Origin of the sequence: Rhizobium sp. T1470 (assembly GCF_042140505.1) — a bacterium.
GTDB lineage: Bacteria > Pseudomonadota > Alphaproteobacteria > Rhizobiales > Rhizobiaceae > Rhizobium > Rhizobium favelukesii.
Genome location: NZ_CP148091.1, coordinates 1416841 through 1441825, shown reverse-complemented (window position 1 = coordinate 1441825; position 24985 = coordinate 1416841). Strand labels below are relative to the sequence as shown.

The 24985-nt window shown below is 61.8% G+C and carries 27 protein-coding genes and 5 pseudogenes; 14 read left to right on the top strand and 18 right to left on the bottom strand.

The window, feature by feature from the left end; all coding sequences use genetic code 11:
- Positions 1 to 57: 57 nt before the first annotated feature.
- From WGT02_RS07250 to WGT02_RS07225, 6 genes and pseudogenes are all read right to left on the bottom strand, one after another.
- A complete protein-coding gene (locus tag WGT02_RS07250; RefSeq protein WP_024313762.1) occupies positions 58 to 483 on the bottom strand; it encodes a membrane protein in 426 nt (141 codons plus the stop codon).
- Positions 484 to 599: 116 nt separating this feature from the next.
- Positions 600 to 2003, bottom strand: a complete 1404-nt coding sequence (locus WGT02_RS07245) for a HAMP domain-containing sensor histidine kinase (protein WP_024313763.1) — start codon at positions 2001 to 2003, stop codon at positions 600 to 602.
- Entirely contained in the window at positions 1993 to 2664 is a 672-nt protein-coding gene (locus tag WGT02_RS07240) for a response regulator transcription factor (RefSeq protein ID WP_018860060.1), read from the bottom strand. The genes WGT02_RS07245 and WGT02_RS07240 overlap by 11 nt, the downstream gene beginning before the upstream one ends.
- A gap of 53 nt (positions 2665 to 2717) precedes the next feature.
- Positions 2718 to 2966 (bottom strand): hypothetical protein, encoded by a 249-nt coding sequence (locus tag WGT02_RS07235; protein WP_024313764.1) that lies wholly within the window; start codon positions 2964 to 2966, stop codon positions 2718 to 2720.
- A gap of 167 nt (positions 2967 to 3133) precedes the next feature.
- Positions 3134 to 3298 carry a hypothetical protein gene (locus WGT02_RS07230; RefSeq protein WP_208248538.1) on the bottom strand — a complete coding sequence of 55 codons (165 nt, stop codon included), beginning with the start codon at positions 3296 to 3298 and terminating at the stop codon, positions 3134 to 3136.
- Positions 3272 to 3450 (bottom strand): annotated as a pseudogene (locus WGT02_RS07225) (phage tail tube protein); the annotation flags it as partial. The pseudogene WGT02_RS07225 and the gene WGT02_RS07230, both read right to left, overlap by 27 nt.
- A 120-nt stretch (positions 3451 to 3570) precedes the next feature.
- Between WGT02_RS07225 and WGT02_RS07220 the strand changes: the two are divergent.
- Positions 3571 to 4785, top strand: a complete 1215-nt coding sequence (locus WGT02_RS07220; RefSeq protein WP_024313765.1) for an MFS transporter — start codon at positions 3571 to 3573, stop codon at positions 4783 to 4785.
- Between the two features lie 161 nt (positions 4786 to 4946).
- Positions 4947 to 5334: pseudogene (locus WGT02_RS07215) on the top strand (GFA family protein).
- A gap of 174 nt (positions 5335 to 5508) precedes the next feature.
- On the opposite strand, the pseudogene WGT02_RS07210 reads toward WGT02_RS07215, so the two are convergent.
- Positions 5509 to 6272, bottom strand: a pseudogene (locus WGT02_RS07210) (IS5 family transposase).
- A 120-nt stretch (positions 6273 to 6392) separates the two neighbouring features.
- Between WGT02_RS07210 and WGT02_RS07205 the strand changes: the two are divergent.
- Together WGT02_RS07205 and WGT02_RS07200 are read left to right on the top strand one after the other, a co-directional pair.
- Entirely contained in the window at positions 6393 to 7607 is a 1215-nt protein-coding gene (locus WGT02_RS07205; protein WP_208244986.1) for an IS701 family transposase, read from the top strand.
- 166 nt (positions 7608 to 7773) lie between these two features.
- Positions 7774 to 7890 (top strand): annotated as a pseudogene (locus WGT02_RS07200) (IS110 family transposase); the annotation flags it as partial.
- A 318-nt stretch (positions 7891 to 8208) separates the two neighbouring features.
- Here WGT02_RS07200 and WGT02_RS07195 read toward each other — a convergent pair.
- Together WGT02_RS07195 and WGT02_RS07190 are read right to left on the bottom strand one after the other, a co-directional pair.
- The gene (locus tag WGT02_RS07195; RefSeq protein WP_024313767.1) at positions 8209 to 8517 is read right to left on the bottom strand and encodes a Dabb family protein; all 309 of its coding nucleotides are present in this window, start codon (positions 8515 to 8517) and stop codon (positions 8209 to 8211) included.
- Complete coding sequence (locus tag WGT02_RS07190; RefSeq protein ID WP_208248540.1) at positions 8514 to 9224, bottom strand: glycoside hydrolase family 19 protein; 711 nt, start codon at positions 9222 to 9224, stop codon at positions 8514 to 8516. The genes WGT02_RS07195 and WGT02_RS07190 overlap by 4 nt, the downstream gene beginning before the upstream one ends.
- A 150-nt stretch (positions 9225 to 9374) precedes the next feature.
- Here WGT02_RS07190 and WGT02_RS07185 point away from each other — a divergent pair, with 150 nt between their 5' ends.
- Positions 9375 to 9506: a hypothetical protein gene (locus WGT02_RS07185; protein ID WP_258579391.1), complete on the top strand. Its 132-nt coding sequence runs from the start codon at positions 9375 to 9377 to the stop codon at positions 9504 to 9506.
- A gap of 4 nt (positions 9507 to 9510) precedes the next feature.
- Here the strand turns inward: WGT02_RS07185 and WGT02_RS07180 are convergent.
- A pseudogene (locus tag WGT02_RS07180) lies at positions 9511 to 10082 on the bottom strand (DNA-packaging protein); the annotation flags it as partial.
- 62 nt (positions 10083 to 10144) lie between these two features.
- Between WGT02_RS07180 and WGT02_RS07175 the strand changes: the two are divergent.
- Positions 10145 to 10489 carry an MmcQ/YjbR family DNA-binding protein gene (locus WGT02_RS07175; protein WP_208248542.1) on the top strand — a complete coding sequence of 115 codons (345 nt, stop codon included), beginning with the start codon at positions 10145 to 10147 and terminating at the stop codon, positions 10487 to 10489.
- 6 nt (positions 10490 to 10495) lie between these two features.
- On the opposite strand, the gene WGT02_RS07170 is transcribed toward WGT02_RS07175, so the two are convergent.
- On the bottom strand, positions 10496 to 11410 hold the full coding sequence (locus WGT02_RS07170; RefSeq protein WP_208248544.1) for an SDR family oxidoreductase: 915 nt from the start codon (positions 11408 to 11410) through the stop codon (positions 10496 to 10498).
- Positions 11411 to 11513: 103 nt separating this feature from the next.
- Between WGT02_RS07170 and WGT02_RS07165 the strand changes: the two genes are divergently transcribed.
- Positions 11514 to 12083, top strand: a complete 570-nt coding sequence (locus WGT02_RS07165; protein ID WP_024313772.1) for a TetR/AcrR family transcriptional regulator — start codon at positions 11514 to 11516, stop codon at positions 12081 to 12083.
- Here WGT02_RS07165 and WGT02_RS07160 read toward each other — a convergent pair.
- Complete coding sequence (locus WGT02_RS07160; protein WP_024313773.1) at positions 12076 to 12564, bottom strand: YcgN family cysteine cluster protein; 489 nt, start codon at positions 12562 to 12564, stop codon at positions 12076 to 12078. The genes WGT02_RS07165 and WGT02_RS07160 overlap by 8 nt on opposite strands.
- A gap of 187 nt (positions 12565 to 12751) precedes the next feature.
- Between WGT02_RS07160 and WGT02_RS07155 the strand changes: the two genes are divergently transcribed.
- Complete coding sequence (locus WGT02_RS07155; RefSeq protein ID WP_024313774.1) at positions 12752 to 14887, top strand: transglycosylase domain-containing protein; 2136 nt, start codon at positions 12752 to 12754, stop codon at positions 14885 to 14887.
- Between the two features lie 459 nt (positions 14888 to 15346).
- Here WGT02_RS07155 and WGT02_RS07150 read toward each other — a convergent pair whose 3' ends face one another.
- Positions 15347 to 15790 carry an SRPBCC family protein gene (locus WGT02_RS07150; RefSeq protein WP_024313775.1) on the bottom strand — a complete coding sequence of 148 codons (444 nt, stop codon included), beginning with the start codon at positions 15788 to 15790 and terminating at the stop codon, positions 15347 to 15349.
- 448 nt (positions 15791 to 16238) lie between these two features.
- Between WGT02_RS07150 and WGT02_RS07145 the strand changes: the two genes are divergently transcribed.
- Positions 16239 to 16826, top strand: a complete 588-nt coding sequence (locus WGT02_RS07145) for a DUF1214 domain-containing protein (protein WP_024313776.1) — start codon at positions 16239 to 16241, stop codon at positions 16824 to 16826.
- The gene (locus WGT02_RS07140; RefSeq protein ID WP_024313777.1) at positions 16819 to 17373 is read left to right on the top strand and encodes a DUF1254 domain-containing protein; all 555 of its coding nucleotides are present in this window, start codon (positions 16819 to 16821) and stop codon (positions 17371 to 17373) included. The genes WGT02_RS07145 and WGT02_RS07140 overlap by 8 nt, the downstream gene beginning before the upstream one ends.
- A gap of 10 nt (positions 17374 to 17383) precedes the next feature.
- Here the strand turns inward: WGT02_RS07140 and WGT02_RS07135 are convergent, their stop codons facing one another.
- Positions 17384 to 17551: a hypothetical protein gene (locus tag WGT02_RS07135; protein WP_167371542.1), complete on the bottom strand. Its 168-nt coding sequence runs from the start codon at positions 17549 to 17551 to the stop codon at positions 17384 to 17386.
- Positions 17552 to 18070: 519 nt separating this feature from the next.
- On the opposite strand from WGT02_RS07135, the gene WGT02_RS07130 reads away from it, so the two are divergent.
- Together WGT02_RS07130 and WGT02_RS07125 are read left to right on the top strand one after the other, a co-directional pair.
- A complete protein-coding gene (locus WGT02_RS07130) occupies positions 18071 to 18277 on the top strand; it encodes a hypothetical protein (RefSeq protein ID WP_024313778.1) in 207 nt (68 codons plus the stop codon).
- Between the two features lie 171 nt (positions 18278 to 18448).
- The gene (locus WGT02_RS07125; protein WP_024313779.1) at positions 18449 to 19465 is read left to right on the top strand and encodes a DUF2336 domain-containing protein; all 1017 of its coding nucleotides are present in this window, start codon (positions 18449 to 18451) and stop codon (positions 19463 to 19465) included.
- Between the two features lie 6 nt (positions 19466 to 19471).
- Here WGT02_RS07125 and WGT02_RS07120 read toward each other — a convergent pair whose 3' ends face one another.
- The 3 genes from WGT02_RS07120 to WGT02_RS07110 form a co-directional block, all read right to left on the bottom strand.
- Positions 19472 to 19828: a DUF1491 family protein gene (locus tag WGT02_RS07120; RefSeq protein ID WP_024313780.1), complete on the bottom strand. Its 357-nt coding sequence runs from the start codon at positions 19826 to 19828 to the stop codon at positions 19472 to 19474.
- Between the two features lie 113 nt (positions 19829 to 19941).
- Positions 19942 to 20874 carry a peptidoglycan-binding domain-containing protein gene (locus tag WGT02_RS07115; RefSeq protein WP_024313781.1) on the bottom strand — a complete coding sequence of 311 codons (933 nt, stop codon included), beginning with the start codon at positions 20872 to 20874 and terminating at the stop codon, positions 19942 to 19944.
- Positions 20846 to 22378 carry a HAMP domain-containing sensor histidine kinase gene (locus WGT02_RS07110; protein WP_208248546.1) on the bottom strand — a complete coding sequence of 511 codons (1533 nt, stop codon included), beginning with the start codon at positions 22376 to 22378 and terminating at the stop codon, positions 20846 to 20848. Before WGT02_RS07110 ends, WGT02_RS07115 begins: the two co-directional genes overlap by 29 nt.
- Before the next feature lie 461 nt (positions 22379 to 22839).
- On the opposite strand from WGT02_RS07110, the gene WGT02_RS07105 reads away from it, so the two are divergent.
- Together WGT02_RS07105 and WGT02_RS07100 are read left to right on the top strand one after the other, a co-directional pair.
- Positions 22840 to 23334, top strand: a complete 495-nt coding sequence (locus tag WGT02_RS07105; RefSeq protein ID WP_024313783.1) for a DUF5330 domain-containing protein — start codon at positions 22840 to 22842, stop codon at positions 23332 to 23334.
- A 203-nt stretch (positions 23335 to 23537) separates the two neighbouring features.
- The gene (locus WGT02_RS07100; RefSeq protein ID WP_024313784.1) at positions 23538 to 23960 is read left to right on the top strand and encodes a SufE family protein; all 423 of its coding nucleotides are present in this window, start codon (positions 23538 to 23540) and stop codon (positions 23958 to 23960) included.
- Between the two features lie 351 nt (positions 23961 to 24311).
- Here WGT02_RS07100 and WGT02_RS07095 read toward each other — a convergent pair whose 3' ends face one another.
- Positions 24312 to 24743 (bottom strand): MucR family transcriptional regulator, encoded by a 432-nt coding sequence (locus WGT02_RS07095; protein ID WP_024313785.1) that lies wholly within the window; start codon positions 24741 to 24743, stop codon positions 24312 to 24314.
- Positions 24744 to 24985 lie beyond the last annotated feature (242 nt).

The following is a 24985-nucleotide window of genomic DNA, read 5'->3' as shown; positions in this document are numbered from 1 at the left end:
CCGCAATACGCAGCTTGCGGCTCATCCTATCGCGTCTGTTCGATGCTGCAAAACCGACTAACCGAGCGGCGACCAGCTACCATTGTCGTTTCGGCAGGCGGAGCCGCGCGCCACCGTCTCCTTGCCGTCGATCGTCACGCTGTGGGTATACTGACGGCAATTCTGCGAGCCGACCTGATAGGGCGCAGCCGCGACGACCTTGCCGCTGACATTGCGTCCGCTCCAGACGACAGGCTGTCCGACGCCGGCCCCTTCCAAGGCACGATACTCGGCTTCGAGGGCGCGCTGGCGGTCGCTGTCGCTGAGTTCCACGTCGCTGCGACCGATGATGCCGCCCTGCAACGCCGCAATATAGGTGGCCGAAGCCGGAGGCTTCCGCGAGAAAAGACCGCCGGAGCCACCGCTCTTCGTCGATTGACATCCAGAAAGCGTCATGGCGACGAGAAGCGAGGAAACGATCATGCCTTGCGAGCGTAGCATCATTCAGCCGAACCAGAATCAGGTGTCAATCAACGAGCCACACGCGCACCAAGCCGTGTCGGCAATAAGGCAAAGCATGCTATGCAATCGCCCAAGTCTATGTGACATCAAGCAATTGCTCACGCAACATCCTTTGTGATGCCCGGCAAAATAAGGCGGGCCTTCAGTCCCTGCCACTCGCCGCGGGACAATTCGAGTCGCCCCTGATACTCGTTGGAAATCTCCGTCACGATGGACAGCCCAAGCCCGGTGCCTGGTTTGCTTTCATCCAGCCGCTTGCCGCGCTTCAGCGCTTCGCGGATCTGATCCGGCTCAAGTCCCGGTCCGTCGTCCTCGACGACAAGCTCGACCCAGTGGCGGCGCCCGCTGCCCTCCGCGCCCTTGAGCTCCCCGGGTGCCTCCGCGACGGACAGGCGCACCTTGGTCGACGCAAAACGGGCGGCATTCTCCAGAAGGTTGCCGACGACCTCCTCGAGGTCCTGCTGCTCCATGGCAACCGCGAGATGGGGCGGCGCCACCGTGAGTTCGAACTCCTTGTCGACGTTCAAGCGTCGCATGACGCGCACCAGCCGTTCCATCGCCGGTTCGGCGTCGGTGCGGGCGAGCACGGATTCGCGTTGTGCGGCAATTCGGGCGCGGTTCAGATACGACTGCACCTGACCCTGCATCGCCTCCGCCTGGCTCCGCACGAGGTCGCCGTGAGAGCGCTCCAGAACGCGCGCCTCGTTGAGCAGCACGGCGATCGGCGTCTTCAGAGAGTGGGCGAGATTGCCGACCTGCATGCGCGCCCGCTCCACGATGCGGCGATTGCTGTCGATCAGCGCGTTGACCTCGTTTGCAAGCGGCAGGATCTCGCGCGGAAACTCGCCCTTCAACTGTTCGCTCTCGCCGGCGCGGATGCGCTCCAACGCGGCGCGCGCCTTGTCGAGCGGCTTGAGGCCGTAGAGAATCGCCAGTGCGTTGACGATGAGGCTGCCGACGCCGAAGCCAGCCAGCGCCAGGTAAAGGCTATGGGAAAAATTGCGAACGTCGTCTTCGACCACGTCGACGTTGCCGGTCACGCGGAAGCGCGCGGCGCGACCATCGGTATCCAGCACGACCTCGGTCTCGGCAACTTGGATACGGTTCCCCGAGGCATCGGTCACCTGGTAGTAGCGCTCGTAGTTCTTGTCGAAGGGCGCTTCGAGAACGGAGGGAACAGGGATCGAGACGGAGCCGAGCGACGGCGAGACCAGCGGCGGGGCCGTGTAGGTGCCGAGCGGCTCGACAACCCAGTACCAGCCCGTTTTCGGCTGAGCAAAGCGCAGATCGCCAAGCTGCGGGCTGCCGCTGAGCGCTCCTTGATCGCCAATCGTCACGGAGTTGATGACGTTGTAGAGCTGGGCGCGCAACAGGTCCTGAAAGCCGCGCTCAGCGCTCTTCCGGTACAGCGTCGAGATCAAAAGGCCGATGACAACAAGCGCGACGGTTGACCAGATCGTGGTCAGCAGCAGGACGCGTGCAGTAAGCGACTTAATTCGCATTGTTGGGCGCTTGGATGCGGTAGCCAAGCCCGCGCACCGTTTCGATCAGATCGACACCCATCTTTTTGCGAAGGCGCCCGACGAAAACCTCGATCGTGTTGGAATCGCGGTCGAAATCCTGATCGTACATATGCTCGACCAGTTCGGTGCGCGAAACCACTTCGCCCATGTGATGCATGAGATAGGAAAGCAGCCGGTATTCATGCGAGGTCAGCTTCAGCGCCACGCCGTTGACCGTGGCCTTCGAGCTCTTGGTATCGAGCCGCACCGGGCCGCAGATGATCTCGGACGAAGAGTGCCCCGCCGCCCGGCGGATCAGCGCGCGGATACGCGCCAGGACTTCCTCGACGTGGAAAGGCTTGGTGACATAGTCGTCGGCGCCGGCATCGATACCGGCGACCTTGTCGCTCCAGCGGTCGCGAGCCGTGAGGATCAGCACCGGCATGCCGCGACCGGCGCCGCGCCACTTCTCGAGAACCGTCACGCCATCCAGTTCGGGCAGGCCGATATCGAGGATGATGGCATCATAGGGCTCGGTATCGCCAAGGAAATGCCCTTCCTCGCCGTCAAAAGCCTGATCGACGACGTAGCCTGCTTCCTTGAGGGTATCGCTGAGCTGCCGGTTCAGGTTGACGTCATCTTCGACTACCAGAATGCGCATCGGTCCGCTTTACTCCGCTTGATCTTCTCGGCGTTTAGATAGGCCGATTCTGCCTACATCGGAACCTTGACGGTTACCTTACGCGGGCGCTGGCCGTTGCCCTGGACGAGAACGGTAATGATGCAGCTATCGCCCAAAGGCTGGACGGAAAGGAGCTGGCCTCCCGTTTTTTCCACAACGTCACGCGCCGCCTCGCTGCAATCGCCTGCAACGCGCACCGTCAGGGTACGCGGATTATCCGGTGTGGGCGACGTTATCGCCAGCCCGGCGGCTAGCGCTGCGACGCTCAAGGGAGAGGCCATGTGCAATGCTTTCAATGGATACTAACTTGGCCCAGACTATGTACTCAAGCGACCTGAATGGCAAATGAATGCCTTGTAATCCCTGATGTTTAGAACAATTCCGAATTTGCGCCACGCGTGTTCAAAAATGCGCTCGGCGAACGACGCCGCCGCTCGCCGCACCGGCGTCAAGCGGCGGACTTGATGGCCGCCTTGGCGGTGACACGCCCATAGACGGCCAGCGGGCCGCCAAGCGCCGCGGGACCTTGCTGGATACCGTCCACGGCAATGACCACACTTATCAATGGTGCGAACGCTGCCCGCAGCCGCATCGCGCCGGCACCGCCCAGCAACTCGCGCTCGCCCCCGCGCTCTCGGCATCGGTGACATCGACGGTTTCGGCGTTGAAGGCGAGGCGTTTCGATCTCAGTCCCGCGACCGTTTCGTAGCTTGTTCCGTTGACTATCTTCAGGAGCAGGTCCTTGCCTTCTGCGCCATCTCCGATCCCTTCAAAAAAAACAGGCGTCGCTCGCGCCCACTGGTGTCATCCACTTGTCACTTTCAACCAGCCGGCGAAGCTGCTACGACCGCCTCGCCGCAACCCCATCCGCCTCAAAGCCCGCCCATGCCTCGATCCATCCCCCTGCGCTCGGCGCAGACGGTCGCCGTCCTTGCCGTCACGCAGCTGATTGGCTGGGGCACCAGCTTCGATATGCTCGGCGTCATGGGTCGCGTCATCGCGCCCGACCTCGGCTTGCCGAACGAGGTGGTCTTCGGCGGGCTGAGCATCATGATGATCGTCAGCGCCTTTGCCGGCCCTGCAACGGGGCGCCTGCTGAACCGACATGGAGCCGCACAGCTGCTGGCCGCCGCTTCGATCACCTTCACAATCGGCCTGCTGCTGTTAGCCGCCGCGCAGGGTATCATCCTCTATGTGCTTGCCTGGATCGCCATCGGCGCCGGTGGTGCCTTCGGTCTCTCCGCCCCGGCCTATACCGCCGTCGTCGAGCGCGCCGGACCTGACAGCAAACGCGCGATCGCCATCCTCATGCTGTTCACCGGCCTTTCGAGCGCAATCTTCTGGCCGATCCTCACCCTGCTCAACGAGACCGTCGGCTGGCGCATCACTTTTCTGATCTGCGCTGCGCTGCAGTTTTTCGTATGCCTGCCGCTGCATCTTTTCGCCCTGCCGAAACCGATCGCCTTTGCCGCGGACGGCAACGCCGCACAGCAAACGCCGGTACCGCGCTCCCCCGAGGGACAACGCAAGGCGTTCCTGCTGATTGCCGCGGCAACGACGATCTCGACCTTCATCACCTTCGGCGTGTCGCCATCGCTGCTCGAAATCGTCCGCCAGTCCGGCGCCTCGCCGGCGCTGGCGCTGCAGCTCGGTTCGGCACGCGGTGTCATCGGCATTTCCGCTCGCTTCCTGGACATGCTGCTCGGCCGCCGTGGCAACCCTATTCTCAGCGCCGCAATGGGCGTGACCCTGATGGTATCAAGCTTTTTGCTGATGCTCGCAATGGCGCCCTCGACGCCGCTGTTGATCAGCTTCATCCTGCTCTACGGCTTCGGCTCCGGTGTGATGACAGTCGCCCGCGCACTGCTGCCGCTCGCCCTGTTCTCGCCACGCGAATACGGACTGCAATCCGCCCGGCTGTCGCTGCCGCAAAATCTCGCCAACGCCATCGCACCGGTCGTTTTCACGGCGATCCTCGACCGCGCGGGCGCTGGAACCGCAATCGCGACCTGTGCCATGCTTGCCGTCATGTCGCTCGGCTTCGTCCTGATGCTGGCGGCGCAGGTCAAGGCCGCGACTAGGCTGTGCGGACAGACTTAAGCGAGACGAAGCCTGCTGTGCGTGCGACAATGGACGAGAAATGTGGGTTCGCCTCTCGCATCGTGGGGCAACGCGCGCGTTGCCCGATCGCAGCGAGCAATAGCAACAACAATGCTGTTCGTTGTAAACAGTTCACCGCTTGATCTTGGAGGAGAAGCAGCATGGACCGGTTCACTGGCGGCTGCCTGTGCGGCAGCGTCCGAATTGTGGCGTCGGGACGACCATACCGGGTCGGCCTTTGTCACTGTCTCGACTGCCGCAAGCATCATGGGGCCCTTTTTCACGCTTCCGCGATATTTCCTCAGGATGCGGTGACGATCGACGGCGAAACCCGTGACTACGCCGGGCGGTTCTTCTGCCCCAGCTGCGGCTCGCCCCTCTTCGGACGCACTGGAGACGAGATCGAAGTGAACCTGGGGTCTCTGGATGCTCCCGACCAATTGAGGCCAACCTACGAACTCTGGACCGTCCGTCGCGAGTCCTGGCTGCCGCCGTTTCCGCTGACGATACGACCGCGATCGGGACACCACGGGTCGCTTCGAGGAATAGGTCGCGCGAACGGTGCGAGGCGCCGTTACGAAGCGACAGCGGGAGCCGGTTTTGTCACTGCCCTGAACCGCAGCTCTGCAACATAGAGCTTCGCCTTCGGTTCGCGCCGGCTCTGTGTCCTCAGGCAGAGCGGGGCCGCGCCTTCTTCAGCGCCAACTGGTCTAGGGCGTCGACTCATAAACTCTGACACCAGATGCGCGCCGCGACAAGTTTGACAGCGGCGAGATAGTTTTCCGGGCGCTTGTCGTAGCGTGTGGCGATACCTCTGAACTGTTTGATCTTGTTGAAAAACCGCTCCACGAGGTTTCGCTGCCGATAAACCCAGCGCGAGAATGAGAAGGAGCCCGTCCGATTTGCTTTGGGCGGGATGTTGGCCCAGGCTTTGCGCGCGGCCGCCTTAGCCCGGATGGCGTTGCTGTCATAGCCCTTGTCGGCAAGCAGGATGTCGCCTTCGCCGAGGCTGTCAGTCAGCGCATCGGCTTCAGTGCAATCAGCAATCTGCCCGCCGGTCAGACGGAGCGTGACGGGCCGACCTTCAGCATCGACGAGCGCGTGGATTTTGCTCGTGAGCCCGCCGCGGGAACGTCCCATGCCACCATCGTCTTGATCCCCTTTTTTCCCGTGGCCGCGTGCTGGTGAACGCGAACACAGGTCGAGTCGATCATGACGATGTCGCCATCGTAAGCTTCTGAAACCGCTTCAAGAAGCCGATCCCAGACACCAGCCTTCCGCCAGCGGACGAAGCGGTTGTAGCAGGTGGTTGGCGGCCCATACCGCTCAGGAACTTCCGCCCAAGGAGAGCCTGTTCGGAAGCGCCAAAGGATGCCATTCAACACCCGTCGGTCGTCGACACGGGGAACGCCGCGCGGCTTGTTGGGAAGAAGTGGCGAAATAATCGACCATTCCTGGTCCGTGAGTTCGTAGCGGCGGCGTGTCATCATGGCTCCTCATTCGGAAGCCTTGAATCACGAGGCACGCAAAACGCCAAGAACATTAATGGGTTTACGCCCTAGCATTACAGTTGCATATCTATCTGTGGTCTGAATCTATGGGTCTCCATGATTCGGAGGTCATGGATGACAGGTGCATCAATCGAGACTACGCTTGAGCTTTGGGCATCATCGTTGCGCGACGTGAAGGCTCGCATGCGCAGACTGTTTACGCAGGAGCGAGTTGCAGCCTCTGCGAACCTTTTCCTGGACGGCTTGCTGGGTGACGAGCGGCGTAAGACAGGTTGGATGCGTGCTGAGGCGGCCGGTGATCCCGGCCCGTGGCGGCAACAAGCCATTCTGGGGCGCGGGCGCTGGGACGCGGACGCACTTCGCGACATCGTGCGAGAGTATGTCGTAGAAAACCTCGCCACGGATGATGCGGTCCTGGTCATCGACGAGACGGGCTTCCTCAAGCAGGGCAAGACATCGTGCGGTGTTGCACGTCAATATACAGGTTCGGCTGGCAAGATAACGAACTGCCAGATCGGTGTGTTCGCCGCCTATGTGTCCGTTCGCGGTCATGCCTTTATCGATCGGGCCCTGTACTTGCCCAAAAGCTGGACCGGCGATCCGGCAAGGCTGGCAGCAGCTCATGTTCCTCAGGCTACAGCCTTCGCTACCAAGCCAGGCCTGGCTGTCGAGATGATACGGCGTGCGCTGGCAGCCGATGTGCCGTTTTCATGGGTGGCCGCAGATGCGGTCTATGGCGTCGGGGACGTTGAAGGGACCCTGCGTCGAGCCTGCAAAGGCTACGTTCTTGGGGTTAAATCGGACCACCATTTCGGCTCCTGGTCGGGTAAGCCTCCGGTCGCCGGCACAGCGCAGGAGATCGCCCGTGATCTCGATCCAAGTGCATGGCAACGTCTTTCCGCCGGTGAGGGCACCAAAGGCGCGCGGCTTCATGACTGGGCCTATTGCGAACTCGCCGACCTCGATGCCGACGAATACAACGAGACGACATCTGGGCTTTGGACCCGTGGCCTCCTGATCCGGCGCAATATCAGCGACGGTGATCTCGCATTCTTCACCACATGGTGCCTGGCCGGGACGGACATCCAGACGCTCGTTTCCGTTGAAGGCCATCGCTGGGCGATCGAAGACAGCTTCGAGACCGCCAAGAACGAGCTCGGACTCGATCACAATGAAACCCGGTCATGGCATGGCTGGCATCGCCACGTCTCCCTCGTCATGCTTGCCTTCGCCATGATGGCGGTGATCCGGTACCGCGCCAATGACGCGACGCCCCAAAAAAGACCGCGGATGCCGACCATCAGGACTTGATCCGCTGGTCTATCCAGGAAGTCCGGCGCATCGCCATAAGACTCGCTCAGCGTCGCATAAGCCCCGCCTACATCATCGCATGGTCATGCTGGAGGCGCGCCCATCAGGCGGCCGCTCGACGAGCTCACCTCAAAACTAAAATACAACTGTAATGCTAGCACCCTTCTTGAAGCTGAAGGACTGGGCGCTGGCGCTCGCAAGGCAGTCGACGACGCGAAAGGCGCGGATTGCTCTCGCACGGCGGCTGGCCAATGCTCAGGCAGGCACCGAGTTCAAAGCCGCATACCAAACGATCGCCCGGATAGGAGACCGAAACGAGCTCCCGAGCGGAGCGACGCCCAGGGAGGGAATGGACGACGGCGCCGATACTGTAGCATGCGGCCAAGAAGATCGGCCGACTGCGCTTTTAACCAATCCGCTCCAAACCCAGCTTACCTCATCAAGTGCCACCTGAGCACGGAGAGAACGCAGGCTCTCGAAAGCGCCCACAATGCTTTTAATCGAGCTGCCGCTCCTTGACCATTGGAGAACAATATCGGCGCAAAGCGGACGCTGGCGCTACCCCAAGCTTAGTGGACAACGCGGCAACTTGCCGACACCATCACCCCAGCGGCTGCTTCACGGCCGCGTCGCTCTCATAGTCCGCCGCCATCCGCATTTCGCGGATCGGGCGCACGAGGTCGATGGAGCGCTGGTAGTCGGGATGTGCCTTGTAGGCGGCGAGTGCCGCCTCGTCGTCGAATTCGCCGTAGACCACGAGGTCGACGTCGGTTCCGAGCTGGTCGGTCTTGACGTTGGTGCCGATCTCCAGCAGGCGGGCGTGCGGGATGGCCGTCAGGATCGACAGGCCGGCGCGCACTTCATCCAGATTTTCCGCAGGCGCTGTGAAGAAGACGATGTGGCGGATCACGCGGAAACTCCTGTCAGGGTGTAGCCGAAGACCCGCGCGATAGCACGCACGAGCCAGGCCTTCAACCGCGCAAGCCGGCCCTTCGGCTGCTCGCGGCGGATCGCCGCAAGAAAGCTCTTGCCGTAGCCGGCGAGCTTCTCCGCCCGGTCTGTGCCGTTGACGATGCGGCGCGCATTGATCCAGTCGTCCGTCGTCTCGTTCAGATGGTCGGCGAGCTTGTGAGTGGCAAAGGAGCCCTGCACCATGCCTTCGATCAGGATCGAAACGGCAGCGTCCATCTCCATCGCCCGGTCGGGTTCGGCCACGAGATCGATGCCGGTCAGCCGGCTCATGGCCTCGTAATTGCGCTTGTGGGTGAGCTGCACCAGGCCGCGGCCGAGCCAGCTCTTGCCGTCCTCGTCCGGCCGCCAGTAGGGCGTCTTCACCCAGGAGAGCTTGCCGCCTGCATAAGCGTTTTCCAGGATCTCGATCGCCCGGGCGTCGGTCGCCGCCAGCGTCTCGCGCACCGGCTGCATCGTGTAGGCCGTCTCGTGATAGGCGGTCGCCATGATGTAGGCGAGCCAGCGCGGATCTGTGTCGGGCATCCGGTCCTCCCAGAAGTCGAGGATCGCCGTCATGCCCTCCACCTGCGGCTGATTCAGAGCACCCTTGAAGAGCGCACCCCGCACCGTGTCGAAGAAGAAGGGCCTGTCGATGTGGATAACCATGATACCCGCCTCAAAAAGTGGTACGGCGCTTTGCGCCTCAATCGATTAAAATTAATTCAATCGTTTAAAGTGTTTAAGCGCCTGATTTACACGTAGTTTAAGCCGTGCCAGTGATTAACTCACCGTTAAATCAAGCACTCGGAGGAGAGCATGCAGCAGCCTGGCAACAGCAATCAGCCGACCATTCCCCAGCATGTCATCGACCAGCTCGAAAACGAGTGGCGCCAGGTCCGCCCCGAGCGGCAGACCCCGCGCCCGCCCCAGCCGCAGCCGCAACGCTAAGCCTTCAGATACCCCTCACCCGGGGTCCTCCATTTCCCTCCAGCGTCAATGCCGTCAACGTCCAGACCAGCGCATCCAGCCGGTCGGGCGAGCGGCCGGCATGGGCAACTCGCCCCTGCTCGTGGAGTGCGGCGACCGGCTCGGCCCTCAGATACTCACCGCGGGTGGCGCGCGGTCGAGACCGGCAGCCTCTCGTCGAGGCTCTTCCGCATCGCGGCGACCTTGTCGCCGCCCTGGTTGATCTCGGCGACCACGCGGTCGGCCGAAAAGCGCCGGTAAGCCCGCACCACCGCGCTTGCCCGGCCGGCCGGGCTTGCCCCCTGCAGCGAACAATCGGCAAGCACCACAGCCCGGCCCGACGACGCCTCCACTCCTGCCACGACGATGCCGCAGCAGGATTGCGGCGCCCGCCGCCGGCGGATCGACGGCAACGACGACACGCCTGAGTTCGCCAGTGAAGCGGATCGTGGCGGCCTCGATCAACTCGCGCCGCCAGAGCGCGTCTTCGCGATCCTCGATCAGCTCGCCGTCCAGCTTCTGACGCCCGACCCGCGTGCCGCCGTAGCGGCCGGCGAGGGGCGGCCGCGTGAGTTTTTCTGATTGGCCCGCGCCTATCAGCATGTGCTAATTTTAAGAGCATGAACCAGGACGAGGTCATTTCGTTTGCGCTCAGCCTGCCGGAGGCGGTCGAGAGCGCGCACCACGGCACGCGCGACTTCCGCGTGCGCAGCAAGATATTCTTGACGATGCCGGATCAGGACTACTGCGTCGTCCGCCTGACTCCCGACCAGCAGCATATGACGCTGGCTGTGGCACCCGACGATACGACTGCCGTGCCCGGGGGCTGGGGACTGCGCGGCTCGACCCGGCTCTTCTACGGCAAGGCGAGCGACGAACTGGTGCGGGATCTCGTGCGCAAGTCTTGGCGGAACGCCGCGCCGAAAACACTGCAAAAACAGTTCGTTGTCATCCCGTCCGGCTAATCCGATTCAACGATAGCCGGTCGCGTCGGCCGGCTTTTCGGCTTCCATCACCTCGTCCATGTAGCGCCAGCAATCCGGCCGCGAACCGTCCACGTCGTCGAAACCGTAGACCTTGGCCAGCCCGCCGCTCGAGAGCGACTGGCCGTTCCAGCGGGCGCGTTCAGGATCGGCGGCAAGTGCAGCGACCGCGCGGCCGGTAAAGCGCGGCGTCTCGGAGATGACGAAGTGGGACTGCACCGCCGTTGCATCGCGCCAGTTCTCCTCGCGAACGCCGAGGATATCGAGCATCATCTCCGATCGCATCCAGCCGGGCGTGATGGCGACCGCGGTGGCGCCATGCGGCGCAAGGTCCTTTGCATGCGCCCAGGCCATGCGGATGACGCCCGTCTTGACGAGGTCGTAATAGGGGCAGAGGCGGTAATGCGTGGCATTGTATTCGGCTGTGCCATCGGTCAGTTCGACCAGCAGGCCGCCGGGGCGTTCGATCATCAGCGCCAGCGCGTAGTGCGCGGTGATCAGGTGGGTGTCGATCGCCAGCCGCAGCATGTGAAGCCCCTTCTCCAGCGAATGCTCCCAAACCGGCTTGTTCCACTCCGTCAGATGCTCGCCGCCCCAGATATCGTTGACCAGGATGTCGAGCCGGCCCTGCTCGCGGCGGATCCTGCCGACCAGTGCCTCGACCTGCGCTGGCACGAGATGGTCGATGCGAAGAGCGATGCCCTTGCCGCCGGCGGCTGTGACCATGTCGGCCGTCTCCTCGATCGTTTCCCGCCGGCCGTACTCCGATTGCTCTGTCCGCGTCGTGCGGCCGGTGACGTAGACCGTGGCGCCAGCACCGCCCAACTCCACCGCAATGCCGCGACCGGCACCGCGGGTGCCGCCGGCCACGAGGGCAATCTTTCCCGAAAGGTCTGCTGTCACTGGCTTCTCCTCCACGCTAGAACCCGATGGATCGGTTTAACCGCACGACTTGAATATAAACGAACGTTCGTTCATATTTAACGCGAACGCAAGAGGGAGTTTGATGCCGCGCCCACGCACGCTTTCGGACGAACAGCTTCTCGACATGGTGCTGGAGCTCGTGCATGCGGAAGGCCCGGATGCCGCAAGCTTCGGAGCGGTATCGAAGATCAGCGGCCTTTCCGGCTCGACGCTCGTGCAGCGTTTCGGCACCAAGGCGGCAATGCTGCGAGCCTGCCTACTGCGCGCCTGGGACCGGCTGGACATGGAAACGGCCCGACTGATCCAATCCGTTCCAACGACGTACGAGGGGGCCATAGACCTGCTCGTCGGCCTTTCGAAGGACTATGGCGACGATGTCGCCTCCTATGCGGAGGGATTGCTGCTCCTGAGGGAAGATCTGCGAGATCGGGCCTTGCGTGCTCGCGGTGCGGCCTGGGGCAGGACGCTCGCCGACGCGCTCGACCAGTGCCTTCACGCCCAAGGCAAGAAGCCTCTTGGAAGGCTGATGCTCTCGCAGTGGCAGGGCTGCCTGCTCTGGTGGGGCTTCGAGCCGCAAGGCTCGATCGAAGCCTATGTTCGCGGCGAGCTAAAGCAATTCCTTGAGACGACCGGTCAGTCCGGGACTACTTAGCCGTCTCCGGCTGCTTGGCACGCGCTTCGTCGCCAACCGTGAGCGGCCAATCAACCACGTAATCCTCGAAGTCGTCGACATCGACTTCGGTTTCGCTGATCGTGCGGCCGCGCGCCGAAATGCCGGCCGCGTGCACCGTCTCGGGATCGCCGGAGACCAGCGGATGCCACCAGTAGAGATCGCGTCCCTCGTTGATCAATCGGTAGCCACAGGTCGGCGGCAGCCAGGCGATCTCGTCGACATTCTGCTTGGTGAGCTGAACGCAATCGGGCACAAAGTCCCAGCGGTTTTCGTAGCTGGCACAGCGACAACTCTCATTGTCGAGCAGCTTGCAGCGGATCGACGTGAAGTAGATGTCGCCGCTATCCCACTCCTCGAGCTTGTTGAGACAACACAGGCCGCAGCCGTCGCACAGGCTCTCCCATTCCGTTGTCGTCATCTCGGCGAGCGTCTTCGTCTTCCAGAAGGGTATTTTTTCCATCATTCCGTTCTTGCAACAGCTCCTCGCAAAATCGCGTGAGAGCTTCCATTTCTCTTGTTCTTGTCAGGCAAATCAACCAATGATTCACCAAGCTCCGGTTGCTCCGGGGCACTGTCGGCAGATTTGCCATAGTCCGGCGTCAGGTTCCCCCGACGTCGAAGTGACTGATCGGGCGGGAATATAAGACGTGACGGATCCGGACAATCCAGAAAAACGGCCGCGCAAGCAACGCCACCTGTTGCTGAAGATCGACTCGTGGATCGATTCGACCATCTGGAACGCCGGTTTTCGCTCGGCCGAAATCTGGGAAGACATCACCATCTTCTTTCGCCGCTTCCGCGTCCGCGGTTGGAAGCGCATCGTCTTTGAACTCGGCGGGGAAGGCCTGACGCTCGGCGCTGTCGCCGCCGTCCTGATGCTAACCCTTGCCCAGCCTGCCTTCGAGGCTACCAAGGAAGATTGGCGCAATCGCGGCGACTACGCCGTCACCTTCCTCGACCGCTACGGCAACGTCATCGGCCATCGCGGCGTCATCCACCAGAATTCCGTCCCGATCGATGAGCTGCCTGATGCACTGATCAAATCGGTGCTGGCAACCGAAGACCGCCGCTTCTTCGACCACTTCGGCATCGACGTCATCGGCCTCTTCCGCGCGGTGGTCACCAACGCCCAGGCCGGCGAAGTCGTGCAGGGCGGCTCGACGCTGACGCAGCAGCTCGCCAAGAACCTGTTCCTCTCCAACGAACGGTCGATCGATCGAAAGATCACGGAAGCCTTCCTGGCCTTGTGGCTCGAAGCCAACCTCTCCAAGAAGGAAATTCTCTCCACCTACCTGGACCGCGCCTATATGGGCGGCGGCACGTTTGGTGCTGCTGCGGCGGCACAGTTCTATTTCGGCAAGAGCATCACCGATGTCAATCTGGCCGAATCCGCGATGCTTGCCGGCCTGTTCAAGGCGCCGGCGAAATATGCGCCGCACGTCAACCTGCCGGCGGCGCGCGGTCGCGCCAACGAGGTGTTGACCAATCTCGTCCAAAGCGGCCTGATGACCGAGGGCCAGGTGATCGCCGCCCGGCGCAATCCGGCGACGGTCGTCGACCGCAACCAGGTAGAATCGCCCGATTTCTTCCTCGACTGGGCCTTTGATGAGGTGATGCGGTTGTCGCCACGCTTCCATCAGCATTCGCTCGTCGTCCGGACCACGATCGACATGGGCCTGCAGAGTGCGGCCGAAGATTCCGTCGAAACGTCGTTGCGCGAGTATGGCGAGAGCTATCACGCCAAGCAGGGCGCGATGGTCGTGCTCGAAAACGGCGGTGCGGTGCGCGCCATGGTCGGCGGCCGGGACTATGGCGAAAGCCAGTTCAACCGCGCCACCAAGGCGCTGCGCCAGCCGGGCTCGTCCTTCAAGGTCTACACCTATTCGGTGGCGATGGAGAGCGGCATGACGCCCGACACCATCGTCGTCGACGCGCCGATCTACTGGGGCAACTGGAGCCCGCATAACTACGCCAACAAATATGCCGGCCGTGTCACCATCGCGACCGCCATTGCCCAGTCGATCAACACCATCCCGGTGCGCCTCGCCAAGGAGAAGCTAGGCATCCAGCCGATCCGCGCGATGGCGAAGAATCTCGGGGTCGAATCGCCGGTGCGCGACGACGTGACGATCCCGATCGGCACCTCAGAAGTGACCGTGCTCGACCAGGCGACCGCCTACGCCGTCTTCCCGGCGGGCGGCTACCAGTCGCGCCGTCACGGCATCACGCAGGTTCTGGATTACGGGGGTGACGTCCTCTACGACTTCGACCGTGACGAGCCGCCCGCCAAGCGGGTGCTCTCCGAGAAGGCCGATACCTATATGAACCAGATGCTGTCGCGCGTCCCCTATGTCGGCACTGCGCGCAAGGCAGCCCTCGACAACGGCATCCTGACGGCCGGCAAGACGGGCACGACGCAGGCCTATCGTGACGCCTGGTTCATTGGCTACACCGGCAACTACACCGCCGCCGTCTGGTTCGGCAATGACGACTACACCTCGACCAACAAGATGACCGGCGGCTCGCTGCCGGCCATGACCTTCAAGCGCGCGATGGACTATGCCCACCAGGGCATCACCCTCCGGCAAATCCCCGGCACACAGCCGCTGCCGCCTGATAAGACGGTCAAGACCGTTGCCGCCGAGCCCGAGGAAGGCAGCCCGCCTCCCCTCGTTCGCCCGCGGATGCTCTCGGTCGATTCGACGCGTATTCTTAAGGACATTGGACAGGCGCTGAAGGCGGCCCCACCGCTTACGGCGCAAAAGGTGGCGAGCGCCGACTGAGGGCCACCACCTCGAGCTCAATAACGATCCCACGTTGCGAAAACGTCGCTTTGCGCCGATTGCTGCCGTTGAGATGTGATGTGCGCGCTGATAGTTTCGCCCGGTCCAGACACGAGCCGCGTGGGGCGGGCGCAACAAAATCCGACAATGGATTGGCTGCTCACTGGATGGCAGCTGCGCGAAGCACACGGCCGGTGCCAATGAGATTAACGGAACCCCACAACGTGTCCGCCAACGTGTCCGCTTGGTCACGAGCGGAATATCGTACGCTTCCGCTTTGCGCCAAGAGGCGTCATCGCGACTGATTGCCAAGAGGGCCCCCCTTGCGCGTTTTCACGTAGCGTTGGAAGAACCGGCCTTCGCCGAAGGCAGGCGGCCTCAGTCGCTAAGCTCCGCCTTTCCCCTTGCTCTTGCCTCTCAGACCAAGCAGTCGAACCTGCTCTCCGCAGGCTTTGAGGCTCATTCGTTGATTTCCGGCTCGACGAGCCTTGCCAGATTGCGAAGCGATTCCTGCCAGCCGAGATAGCATGCCTCCGGGGGAATAACGTCCGGTACTCCCGCCTGGACGACATCGAGTTCGGTGCCGACCGAGACCTTCTTCAACGTCACTGTAACCTCCATTTCACCAGGCAAGTTGGGGTCGTCGAATTTGTCCGTGTAACGAAGCTTCTCGCCTGGCACCAGTTCAAGATAGTTGCCACCGAAGGCATGACTTTTTCCGGTCGTGAAATTCCGGAAGGACATCTTGTGTGTTCCGCCGACGGTTGGCTCCAAATGGTGCACCGTGCAGGCAAACCCATTTGGCGGAAGCCATTTCGCCAGTGCATCCGGCTCGAGGAATGCGCGATAGACTTTCTCAGGACTGGCCGCCAGGACGCGGTGAAGACGTATCGTGTTGGGCATGATGCCACCTCCTATGGATAGAATACTATGAATGCCCCTAGGACGAACCAGCTTTTGCCAATCCGACAATGAGATTGAAATATTTGGTCTCAGCCTATGTCGGTCCTTCTCCCGTTTCCAGCAGGGCTGGGCAATGCATTCCTCATCCTTGGCATTCCTCATCCTTGCCAAAGCCGGACCAGTATAACAACCCGCGAGTTGGGTCGGCCGGAATGCACCACAAGCGGCCTTTACGGGTTGCGGTTACCCCTTTATGACGGGCGGCGTCGTCCATGTGCCATCGACAATTTCAGTCTTCGGCCATCGGCTGCGCCTCTTGCAGAGGGCGGCGGACAGCCCAGCGTTGTTCCGTTTTGCCGGGATATGCCGCTGGCAGAGCCCTGCGCCATTCCGCGCAGCCAGAATCAGTGGTAACCCTTTCAACTGATTTGTTTCTCAAGGGCGCATAGTGTTTCGGTTTCCTCTCTTCATAGCGATGACTCTGATTATCGCCTTTGGCGGCGGGATCATGATTTCGCTCTACGCGCTGGATGCAACGGCTGGCTTCGGCGCGATCAAGCTCGGCGCTTGGGAAGCCTTCCCCGAACTGCAAACGGAAAGCGCCGACCCCTATGCGAAATCGCATAGAGCGCGGGCCGGGCGCCTGCTCTATGGAAATGCCGAAGGCCTGATGTTCACCGCCAAGGTCGACGATGCGGGCGATCGGCTGAATGCCGGCTGCAGCTACCGCATCACAGGGCAGACGCCGCCTGCCCGCATCTGGACCCTGTTTACCGCAGACAATAGCGGCAACCCGGCCTCGCTGCGGCCAGGACTTCCCGGTGCGATGAATTCCTGGACGGTGCTGCGGCAGGCCGACAGCAGCTTCTCGATCGAGATTGCAGCGCACGCCCGGCCCGGAAATTGGCTGGCACTGCCGGCGGCGGGCACGTTCCAGCTCGTTCTGACCCTGTTCGATACCCCGACGGCGGGCAGTTCCGGCGTCATCGACCTTTCCATGCCGAAGCTCCAGAAAACCGGATGCGGCAATGCTTAGGGTCCTGTTTGCCATTCTTGCGGGACTTTTCGGGGCGGCGCTGCTGCATCTCGTCATCATCCTGTCGCTGCCGCACTTTACCGGCAGGGATGCCGCGACCCGCGTCGCTGCCGAGGGCGATCTCGACAAGTTCTACCTGCTGGGTGCTACCGATGACGCGGCCGGGCTTTCCAACGACGATCCCTTTGTCCGCACCGCGGTCTGCGCGTTCGATATCGAGGAAAGTCCGGTCCGCCTGACCGCCAAGGGCAATGTGCCATTCTGGTCGATCGCACTCTATGACGAGGCATCGAACGAGGTCTTCAGCATGAATGACAGGACGTCAGTCGGAGGCGCGCTCGATGTTCTGATCGGAACGCCGATCCAGCTGACGGAGCTTCGCAAGGCTTTGCCGCCGGATCTGCAGAAGACCATTCTCGTGGAAAGCACGCGTTCGCAGGGCTATGCGGTGCTGAGGACATTGGCGCCCCAGGCGAGCTTTGACGCGGCCGCAAGGAACTTTCTCGCGGAGGCCGGCTGCGACGAGTATGCCGGCTCCTCGAACTGAAGCAATCTCTCTATTTCTTTGCCCGCGAAACGCGATGCGCGGAGGAACGCTTCGAGCTTTCCGTGAGGCGCTCGTAACGCACGCCGGTGAAAAGCAGGATCTGTGCCTCGACTGGTTTCTTGCCCTTGCGGCGTCGCGTCTGAGACAGACGGTCCGCCAATGCGACGACTATTGCCATTCTCGTCTCCATGCACGGCCCGAGACGGATGAACTGCGCAATCTCACCCTGCCCGCCTATGCGAGCCAGCGCGTCCTGCAGAGCCCGACCGGGCTAGAAGGCATTCGCGCTTTTCTCACGGCACCTGTTTGAAATACCGTGATGTGAAACCGGACGACCGAAGCACTCGACCGCCGTTCATACCCGAATTGAGACATATGACGGTTAACAGATCGTTAATTTCATGCGTGGACATTCGCTGCTTGTACGACGCTCTGTAAACGCGCCGTGCCGTCTTTTGGTTTCAAACGTCTCACAAGAAGATTCAGTCCACAATGTCACAATGATATTAGCATTAATTCATATACTTAATGGAGGTTGTGTCAACGGGGCCAGCTGGACGTCAGTGTGGCAGGTCCCTGTCACAAAAATATCAATTGCGGTCCTCAGCGATACCGGTATGGTTGTACGATCGGCCAGGGTTTCGAGGCCGGTCGGCTGGGCGCTGTTCCGTTCACCACGGACAAGGAAGGGGCTAAAATGTCTTTGTTTATCGGTTCGACATTCTCCCCCGAGGACCTTGATGTGCTTCGCAATGCGCTCGATGCCTGGTGTGCGGAAAAGCGGATCGACATCAAGAGCCCCGAGGCGCAACTGGCAGCCTCCGCGGCCCTCGACCTCTACCAATCGGGAAACAATAACGCCGAAAGGCTCTTGGCGGCGCTGCGCGGACACAAAGGGCTTTAGTCTCGGACGCGGCCTCAGGCGATGGCGCCTTTCGGCACAATTTTAATAAAGTCTTCAGCAACCATTAACCCTGCCCATGTAGGATTTGTTCATAACCTATGTGGGGTAAGGGGCGTCTCTCTACGTCCAGTCCCGCGGCATCCCTTTTTTGCGTTTCCAGGGTGTGTTCTTGTGCGTGACCGGTTCCGAGACCTAGAGGCCCCATCCGCCAGCCGGAAGAAGGACGTGGTTCTCATGGCGACTGTCAGCAGCTTCGAGGGATTGCAACCGCCGACCCGCTCCGAACTGCGCCAATTCGCCGAACTCTTCACGCCGCTGTTTCAGGCATCCTCCGATGAGGCAAGGCGACAGGCCGTGGCTGCTCTTTCCCAATGCGCGCATATTCCGCCGGCCGTTGCGCTTTTCGTCGGCAGCCAGCCGATCGACATTGCGGCACCCTTCCTCACCTCCTCGCCGGCGATCGACGACGAAACCCTGATCACGATCGCGCGCACGCAGGGTAGCGCGCACATGAAGGCGATCGTCAGCCGGAATGCCCTTTCGCCGCGGGTCATCGACGCTCTGGTCGGTCTGCGTCAGGCCGAACAGCGGCTGGCGGCACCGGTCGAGGTCGAGGCGCCCAGTATCGTGCCACCCGAACCACCGGCTCCCACGTCCCTCGAGGACGCGGAAGCTGCCGCACGCCGCGCCAACGAAGAAGAAATGCGCAACAGGATCCGGGAACTGGCGCGTCACGTCAGCCGTCCGGACGGCGATCGCCTGGGGCTCAGGAACCTGTCGCCGATCCAGGGCGCACTGCTCGTCCGCTTCGCCCGCAACCGCGAGGCAGTGCTCTTTGCCAAGGCGCTTGCCGATGGGCTTTCCGCAAGCCGCTGGCTGGCCGAGCGCATCATGCTCGATATCTCAGGACAGCAGCTGGCGACCACTCTCATCAGTCTCGGCATGGATTTCCTCGAGGCCGTCTTCGTGCTCGAAAGGCTCTATCCTCACCTCGCGGAACCGCAGCACAGCGTTACGCGCGCTTGGATGGTGCTGGACGGGCTCGATCCGGAAGAGTGCAGTGCCCGCGTCGAAGCCTGGCGCCGCGCGGACACCTACACCTACCTGCCCGAGGAAACAGAAACGGCCCACCCCGCCCACGAGGTGCCGCCGGCCCGAGACAGGCGCATCATCGGCCGCACACGCTGATCCTGTCTAGAGCGGGTTCTGACGCTCATCGACAAGCGGAACGATATCGCCGAGATCCTCGGCTTCCAGCTCGATGATCCAGAGGTCCGGGTCAAACTTCCGCTCGCGCTCGAGCATTTCCCTGATCCTGTCAGGCTCTTTGCGCGTCAACCGCTGCTCGAACAGCCGGGCGCCGGTCGTTTCTTCGTCGAAAAAACTTTGTGGAGCAGGGCCATAAAGCGTCTCAAGACCATCGCGGAAGTGCTGGCGGATGAAGACGGCGCCTGCCTCGTCGGCGCCCTTCGCCTCGACAGCGGCAAAGCCGCCCTTGGCGAAAACCCGGCGCAGAAGGGCGGAGACAAAGATGTCAGTGCGTAATCTCATCGGCGTCCTATAGCAGACAAACGGGCAGTGGCAATGCTGCGGTCGCCCCGAGCGATTGATATTGGTCCTCGCCCGAGATTCGCGCTATAATTGTGTCGCTACTGCGGCAACCTTTAGAGCGCGCCAATTTCCTTGAGCTTCTTCAGGACCGCCTCGCTGGGTTCACCGTTCTCGGGAAGGTTGTAGTGCTTCTGGAAGTGGCGGATGGCGGTGCGGGTCTGTTCGCCCGGCACGCCGTCGACGCCGACATTGGCATAGGCCATGTTGCTGAGACCCTTCTGGATCTTCAAGACGAGGTCGACGCTCGACAGTTCCGCCGATTGGACTGCCTTCCTTGCGGGTGTCGGCGCGGTCTTGATGTTTCTTTCGGCACTGCGGATGGCGGCGGCGACCGGATCCTCAGAGGATTCCTTCGAGGTCACGTCCTCGGGCGGCTTTTCCAGCGGAACCGCCGAGGGGCCGACCGAGTCCGTTCTCAGCGCTGCCAGCACGTCGGGCGTCGCGTCGCCCGTCTGCGGCATGCCCACGGTTTCCTCGAAGAAGAGGATCGCCGCACTGGTGCGCGGACCAATCACGCCATCCGGCGTGCCGTTGTAGAGGCCGCGCCGTACCAGCTCGGTCTGGATGTCCATGACGATCTGGCTCGGCCGCTGGCCACCGGGAGCGGCCGGCGGCGTCGCATTGGTCTGCGTGGCGTCGGCCTCGTCCTGCCGCTCGATCTTGAAGGTCGTGACGTTGCCACTGTGCTCCTCGGCGGCCGGGCGGCCGCCAAGCACATTCGGGAAAAGCGCATCACGCGTGCGCAGGAACGGATGCGGATGTGCGCCCGGCTGATACCAGAGCGCGTTGGCGGCAACGAAGCTGAAGATGACCAGGAAGGCTGCAGTGCCGCCAGCAACCGACGGGTTGCGGCCAATCACGCAGCCCAGCGCGCTTGCGCCCCGCAGTCCCAATCCGCCAACGACGGATGCCCCGGTGAGAAGCAGGCCCGGCCTCTGCTGCCGGCCCCTCCTTCCCTTAGGCGATTTTCGCTTGCTCGCGGCCATCGAAAAGCCCTTCTTCCAAAACACCGACAAGCGCCGGCGCAGCCTTCAGTCGCGGCGGGAACTCGACAAGATCGTTGCGGGCAGTACCCGCAGCCGGAACGCCAGAGCCATCCGCTGCGATGGAAATCGTGATGATCGTGCCGGAGCCCGGCGTGCTGGCGATAGCGAAGTCGCCACCATGCAACGCCACCAAACCCTTCACCAGCGACAGACCGAGCCCCGTGCCTTCGAAGCGACGGCTATAGTCGTTCTGGATCTGGACAAAAGGTTGGCCGAGCATTTCCAGCTTGTCGCCCGGTATGCCGATGCCGGTATCACTGACGGAAAGGTTCAGAACGCCGTCGCGCATCGAGGCATCGATCGAGATCGCGCCGCCGGCATCAGTGAACTTCACGGCATTGCCGACCAGATTGATCAGGATCTGCTGGATCGCGCGCTGATCCGCAACGACCTCGTCAAGACCGCGCTGCACGCGGCTCGTCAGCGTCACACCCTTGGTCTTCGCCTGCAGCGCCAGCATTGCCTCGCAGGAACGGACGACGGCAGCAATGTCGAAGGGTTCGAGGCATAGCTCGTAGCGGCCGGCTTCGATCTTGCTCATGTCGAGCATGGTGTTGACGACCGAAAGCAGGTGCGCGCCGGAGTCCCTGACAAGACCGACATATTCCCGCTGGCGTTCGTTCTCAAACTTGCCGAAATACTCGCCGAGCAGAATGTCGGAGAAGCCGAGGATGGCATTGAGTGGCGTGCGCAGCTCGTGGCTGACGGCGGCGAGGAACCGCGATTTTGCGTCGTTGGCCGTGCGGGCGTCGGCGGCACGGCTCTGCGCTTCCTGCCGCAACTGCTGCTCCATCGAGACGTCGCGCAGCTGGGCAATCACGCTGAAGAACACGCCGTCGCTGTCATGCCGCGCCGTCAGGTCCATGCGCAGATAGGCAAACTGCCGGTTGTCGCGCGAAACGGACGGGCGCTCCAGGCGCAGGTCGACGGCGGCCGTCGCCTCGCCCTGGCGCAACTGATCCAGCGCCTGCAGGAAAAGGATGCGGTCGGAGACGTGTATCTGGTCGACGAAGCCCTTGCCGATCGGATCGCGTATCCAGGCGAGATACTCGCGCTTGTCGCGACCGCCGACGGTGGTGACGTTGCCCTGTGGGTCGAGGAACAAGGCGAGACCGGCCGTTGCCTCCATGAAAAAGTCTTCGGCAATGGGCGGGGCGACCGCCGCCGTTGCCGTGCTCTGGCGCGACAGCGCAATGCTGCCCACTGCGGAGAAGAGGAAAGCCGCGCACACGGTCGCGACACCTACCGGCAGTGCGACAGCGGGACTGGTGACCAGGGAGAGCCCGACGGGTGCTGCAACGAGAGCCGCCGACGACAGCAATGCCAACCGGCGCAGGATCATCAGTTCGCGCTGGCGCACGGCCGCACCGCCGCCTGTGCGGGAGAGCCAGCTTCCGACTACCCGGTCCACGAGGGCTGCCGCCCGCTCTGCGATCTTACTCATTACACGCACGCAATACCCGCCCGAAAAAGGCTCTTTACCAAGGCGGACAATAGGCCTTGGGCGCTTAAAGAAAGGATAAGGGAAAAGCCGCCTCCGCACCGCAAAAGAGCGAAATGTCCCGTTTTTGGGCATCTGAAAGCGGCTTTGGTTTTTACGGTTAACGGGCGGTAAGCGACGGATTTCGCTCACATTTCGGACTGCCATTAACCTTTGTGGCAGCTTCGCCGCAAGGTTTGCCTGCAATTACAGGAGGTGGCCCGCCACATGCTTAACGACACTCGCTACAATTTGACTGAAATGTGGTGCAAATCCCGTTCATTAAAATTCGAGCTAAATTTGCCGCAAATGCCGACGAGTTTCGAAAACTGGCATTCGCAACTCTGCTCTAAGGTCAAAGCACACCGGAAGACCGGACCGATTCGGCAGCAAGACCGAACGGCAAATCAGGATGGGCAACGACGATGTGGTTTCTGATCAAAGGATCATTCTGGTTCGGGCTTGTGCTCGTGCTCTTGTCGTTTTTCAGCGGCGAAAGCTCTACAGGTCCCCGGCCGAAATTGCAGGTTTCCGACGCCTTTGTCGCGGCGACAGGTGTCTATGACTATGTGACCGGCATGTGCGGCGAGAAGCCGGAGGTCTGTGTCAAGGGCGCCGAGACCATGACAGCCCTCGGCCACCGGGCTCGCGAAGGCGCCCGTGTCGCCTACGAGCTGTTGGACAGCCGCTTCGGCGACGATAACTCCGTCAAACCTGCCGTTGCGACGATCGCGCCGAGTGCTCCTGTCGCGGCGCTTGCACCGGCCCGTGCCGAGGCCCAGACCGCGGCGCAGGAACGGACCGCAGCCCTCAACCAGCCGCTGCCCTATCGCCCGCCGGTTGATGACGGCGACGAGGCCGTCTCCGACACCGTGACGACCGGCACCATTCCGCTGCCGACGCCGCGCCCCGCCACCTGAGAATTCCACGAGACTTCCCGCAACCAAGCTTGCGCCGACGATCCGCACGACGCGGAACGTCTCGTGCCTGACGTGCCTGCCCTGTTTATTTTCAGCCTTTGCTGCGCCGCGTGGATGCACATCCTCTGCGGCGTTTCTTTTTAATGGTTCAAATCTGGCCACGTTTCACCTATATGAATCTTGATAACGAAAGGCCAGAATGCATGACGTCCCTCGAGCAGATCCTCGATGATTTCTCCTTCCTTGACGACTGGGAAGACCGCTATCGCTATGTGATCGAGCTTGGAAAGGCGCTTCCGGACCTTCCCGACGACCAGAAGATATCGGCCAACAAGGTGATGGGCTGCGCCAGCCAGGTCTGGCTGGTCACGCACACCGAGGGGGACCCGGACAATCCGGTGATGACTTTCGAGGGCGACTCCGACGCGCATATCGTGCGCGGGCTCGTAGCCATCGTGCTGGCGACCTATTCCGGCAAGACGGCCTCCGAGATCGCTGCGCTCGATGCCTTCGACGTATTCTCCAAGATCGGCCTTGTCGAACACCTTTCCTCGCAGCGCGCCAACGGTCTGCGCTCGATGGTCAACCGCATCCGCGAGGAAGCACTCGTACGCGCAGTGGCTTAGGCGGCCGCCGACACCAGTCACGAATACAATTCTGGCCGATAGCCCTCAGCACCCCAATGCTCCATGCGCGGTCGGCGCGCCGGTGCGGGCGGACTATAATGCCGTAACAGCGCCTGTCGGCGAGGTCGGCCATGCCGCCAAGCTCTCCTTTCGCGCGACTTGCATGGTCCGGCTCCCAGGAGGCGGTGATCCGGGGACAAACAAATGGATGCATGGGCAACGTTCTGTCGATCCCGCTTCTCATTTTTTTGACGGGCGGAGATAAATAGGATTATTTTCCCCGTTCCTATCCTCCAAAAACACAAAAGCCGGGCTTCTGCCCGGCTCTTCAGATCATGTTCTTGGCAACAATCAGCCGCGGCCGCGCTTGCGACGCTGGCCGAGCCCCATTTCCTTTGCGAGGCGCGAACGCGCTTCAGCATAGGCCGGCGCTACCATCGGGTAGTCGACGGGAAGTTCCCATTTCTCGCGGTATTCTTCCGGCGAAAGGCTGTGGTGGGTCATCAGATGACGCTTGAGCGACTTGAAGTTGCCGCCGCATTCCAGGCAGGTGATCTGCTCATCCTGAACGGATTTACGCACCGATACAGCCGGCTTCTGCTTCTCGACAACCGCCGTTGCAGGTTGCGGCGCCGATGTATTGCTCAGTGCCGAATGCACGTCCGAGATCAGGTTGGCAAGATCGCCAACTGGGACCACATGGTTGCTGACATAGGCGGCGACAATATCTGCGGTAAGCTCCACCAGCAATTCCGGCCCGCTACCGGCTGCAGTATCCGTCATAATACGTTTCTCCTGTTTTAATGCTCCAAAGGTCTAAGCCTCGTCAGCCAAGACCGTCATCGTAGAGCGAACAGCAAAAAACTCAGGCTACGGCTACCTGTTTCGAAAAACTGAAATCCACCCCTAGATTCCTGAGGCCGAAACCCGTTTCTTATACTGCCTGATTTCGAATTAGTACGCTATCACGCAGTCCACTTCCTCAAGTAAACACTGAAATGCAAAGCCAATGAGGAAATAAGCAA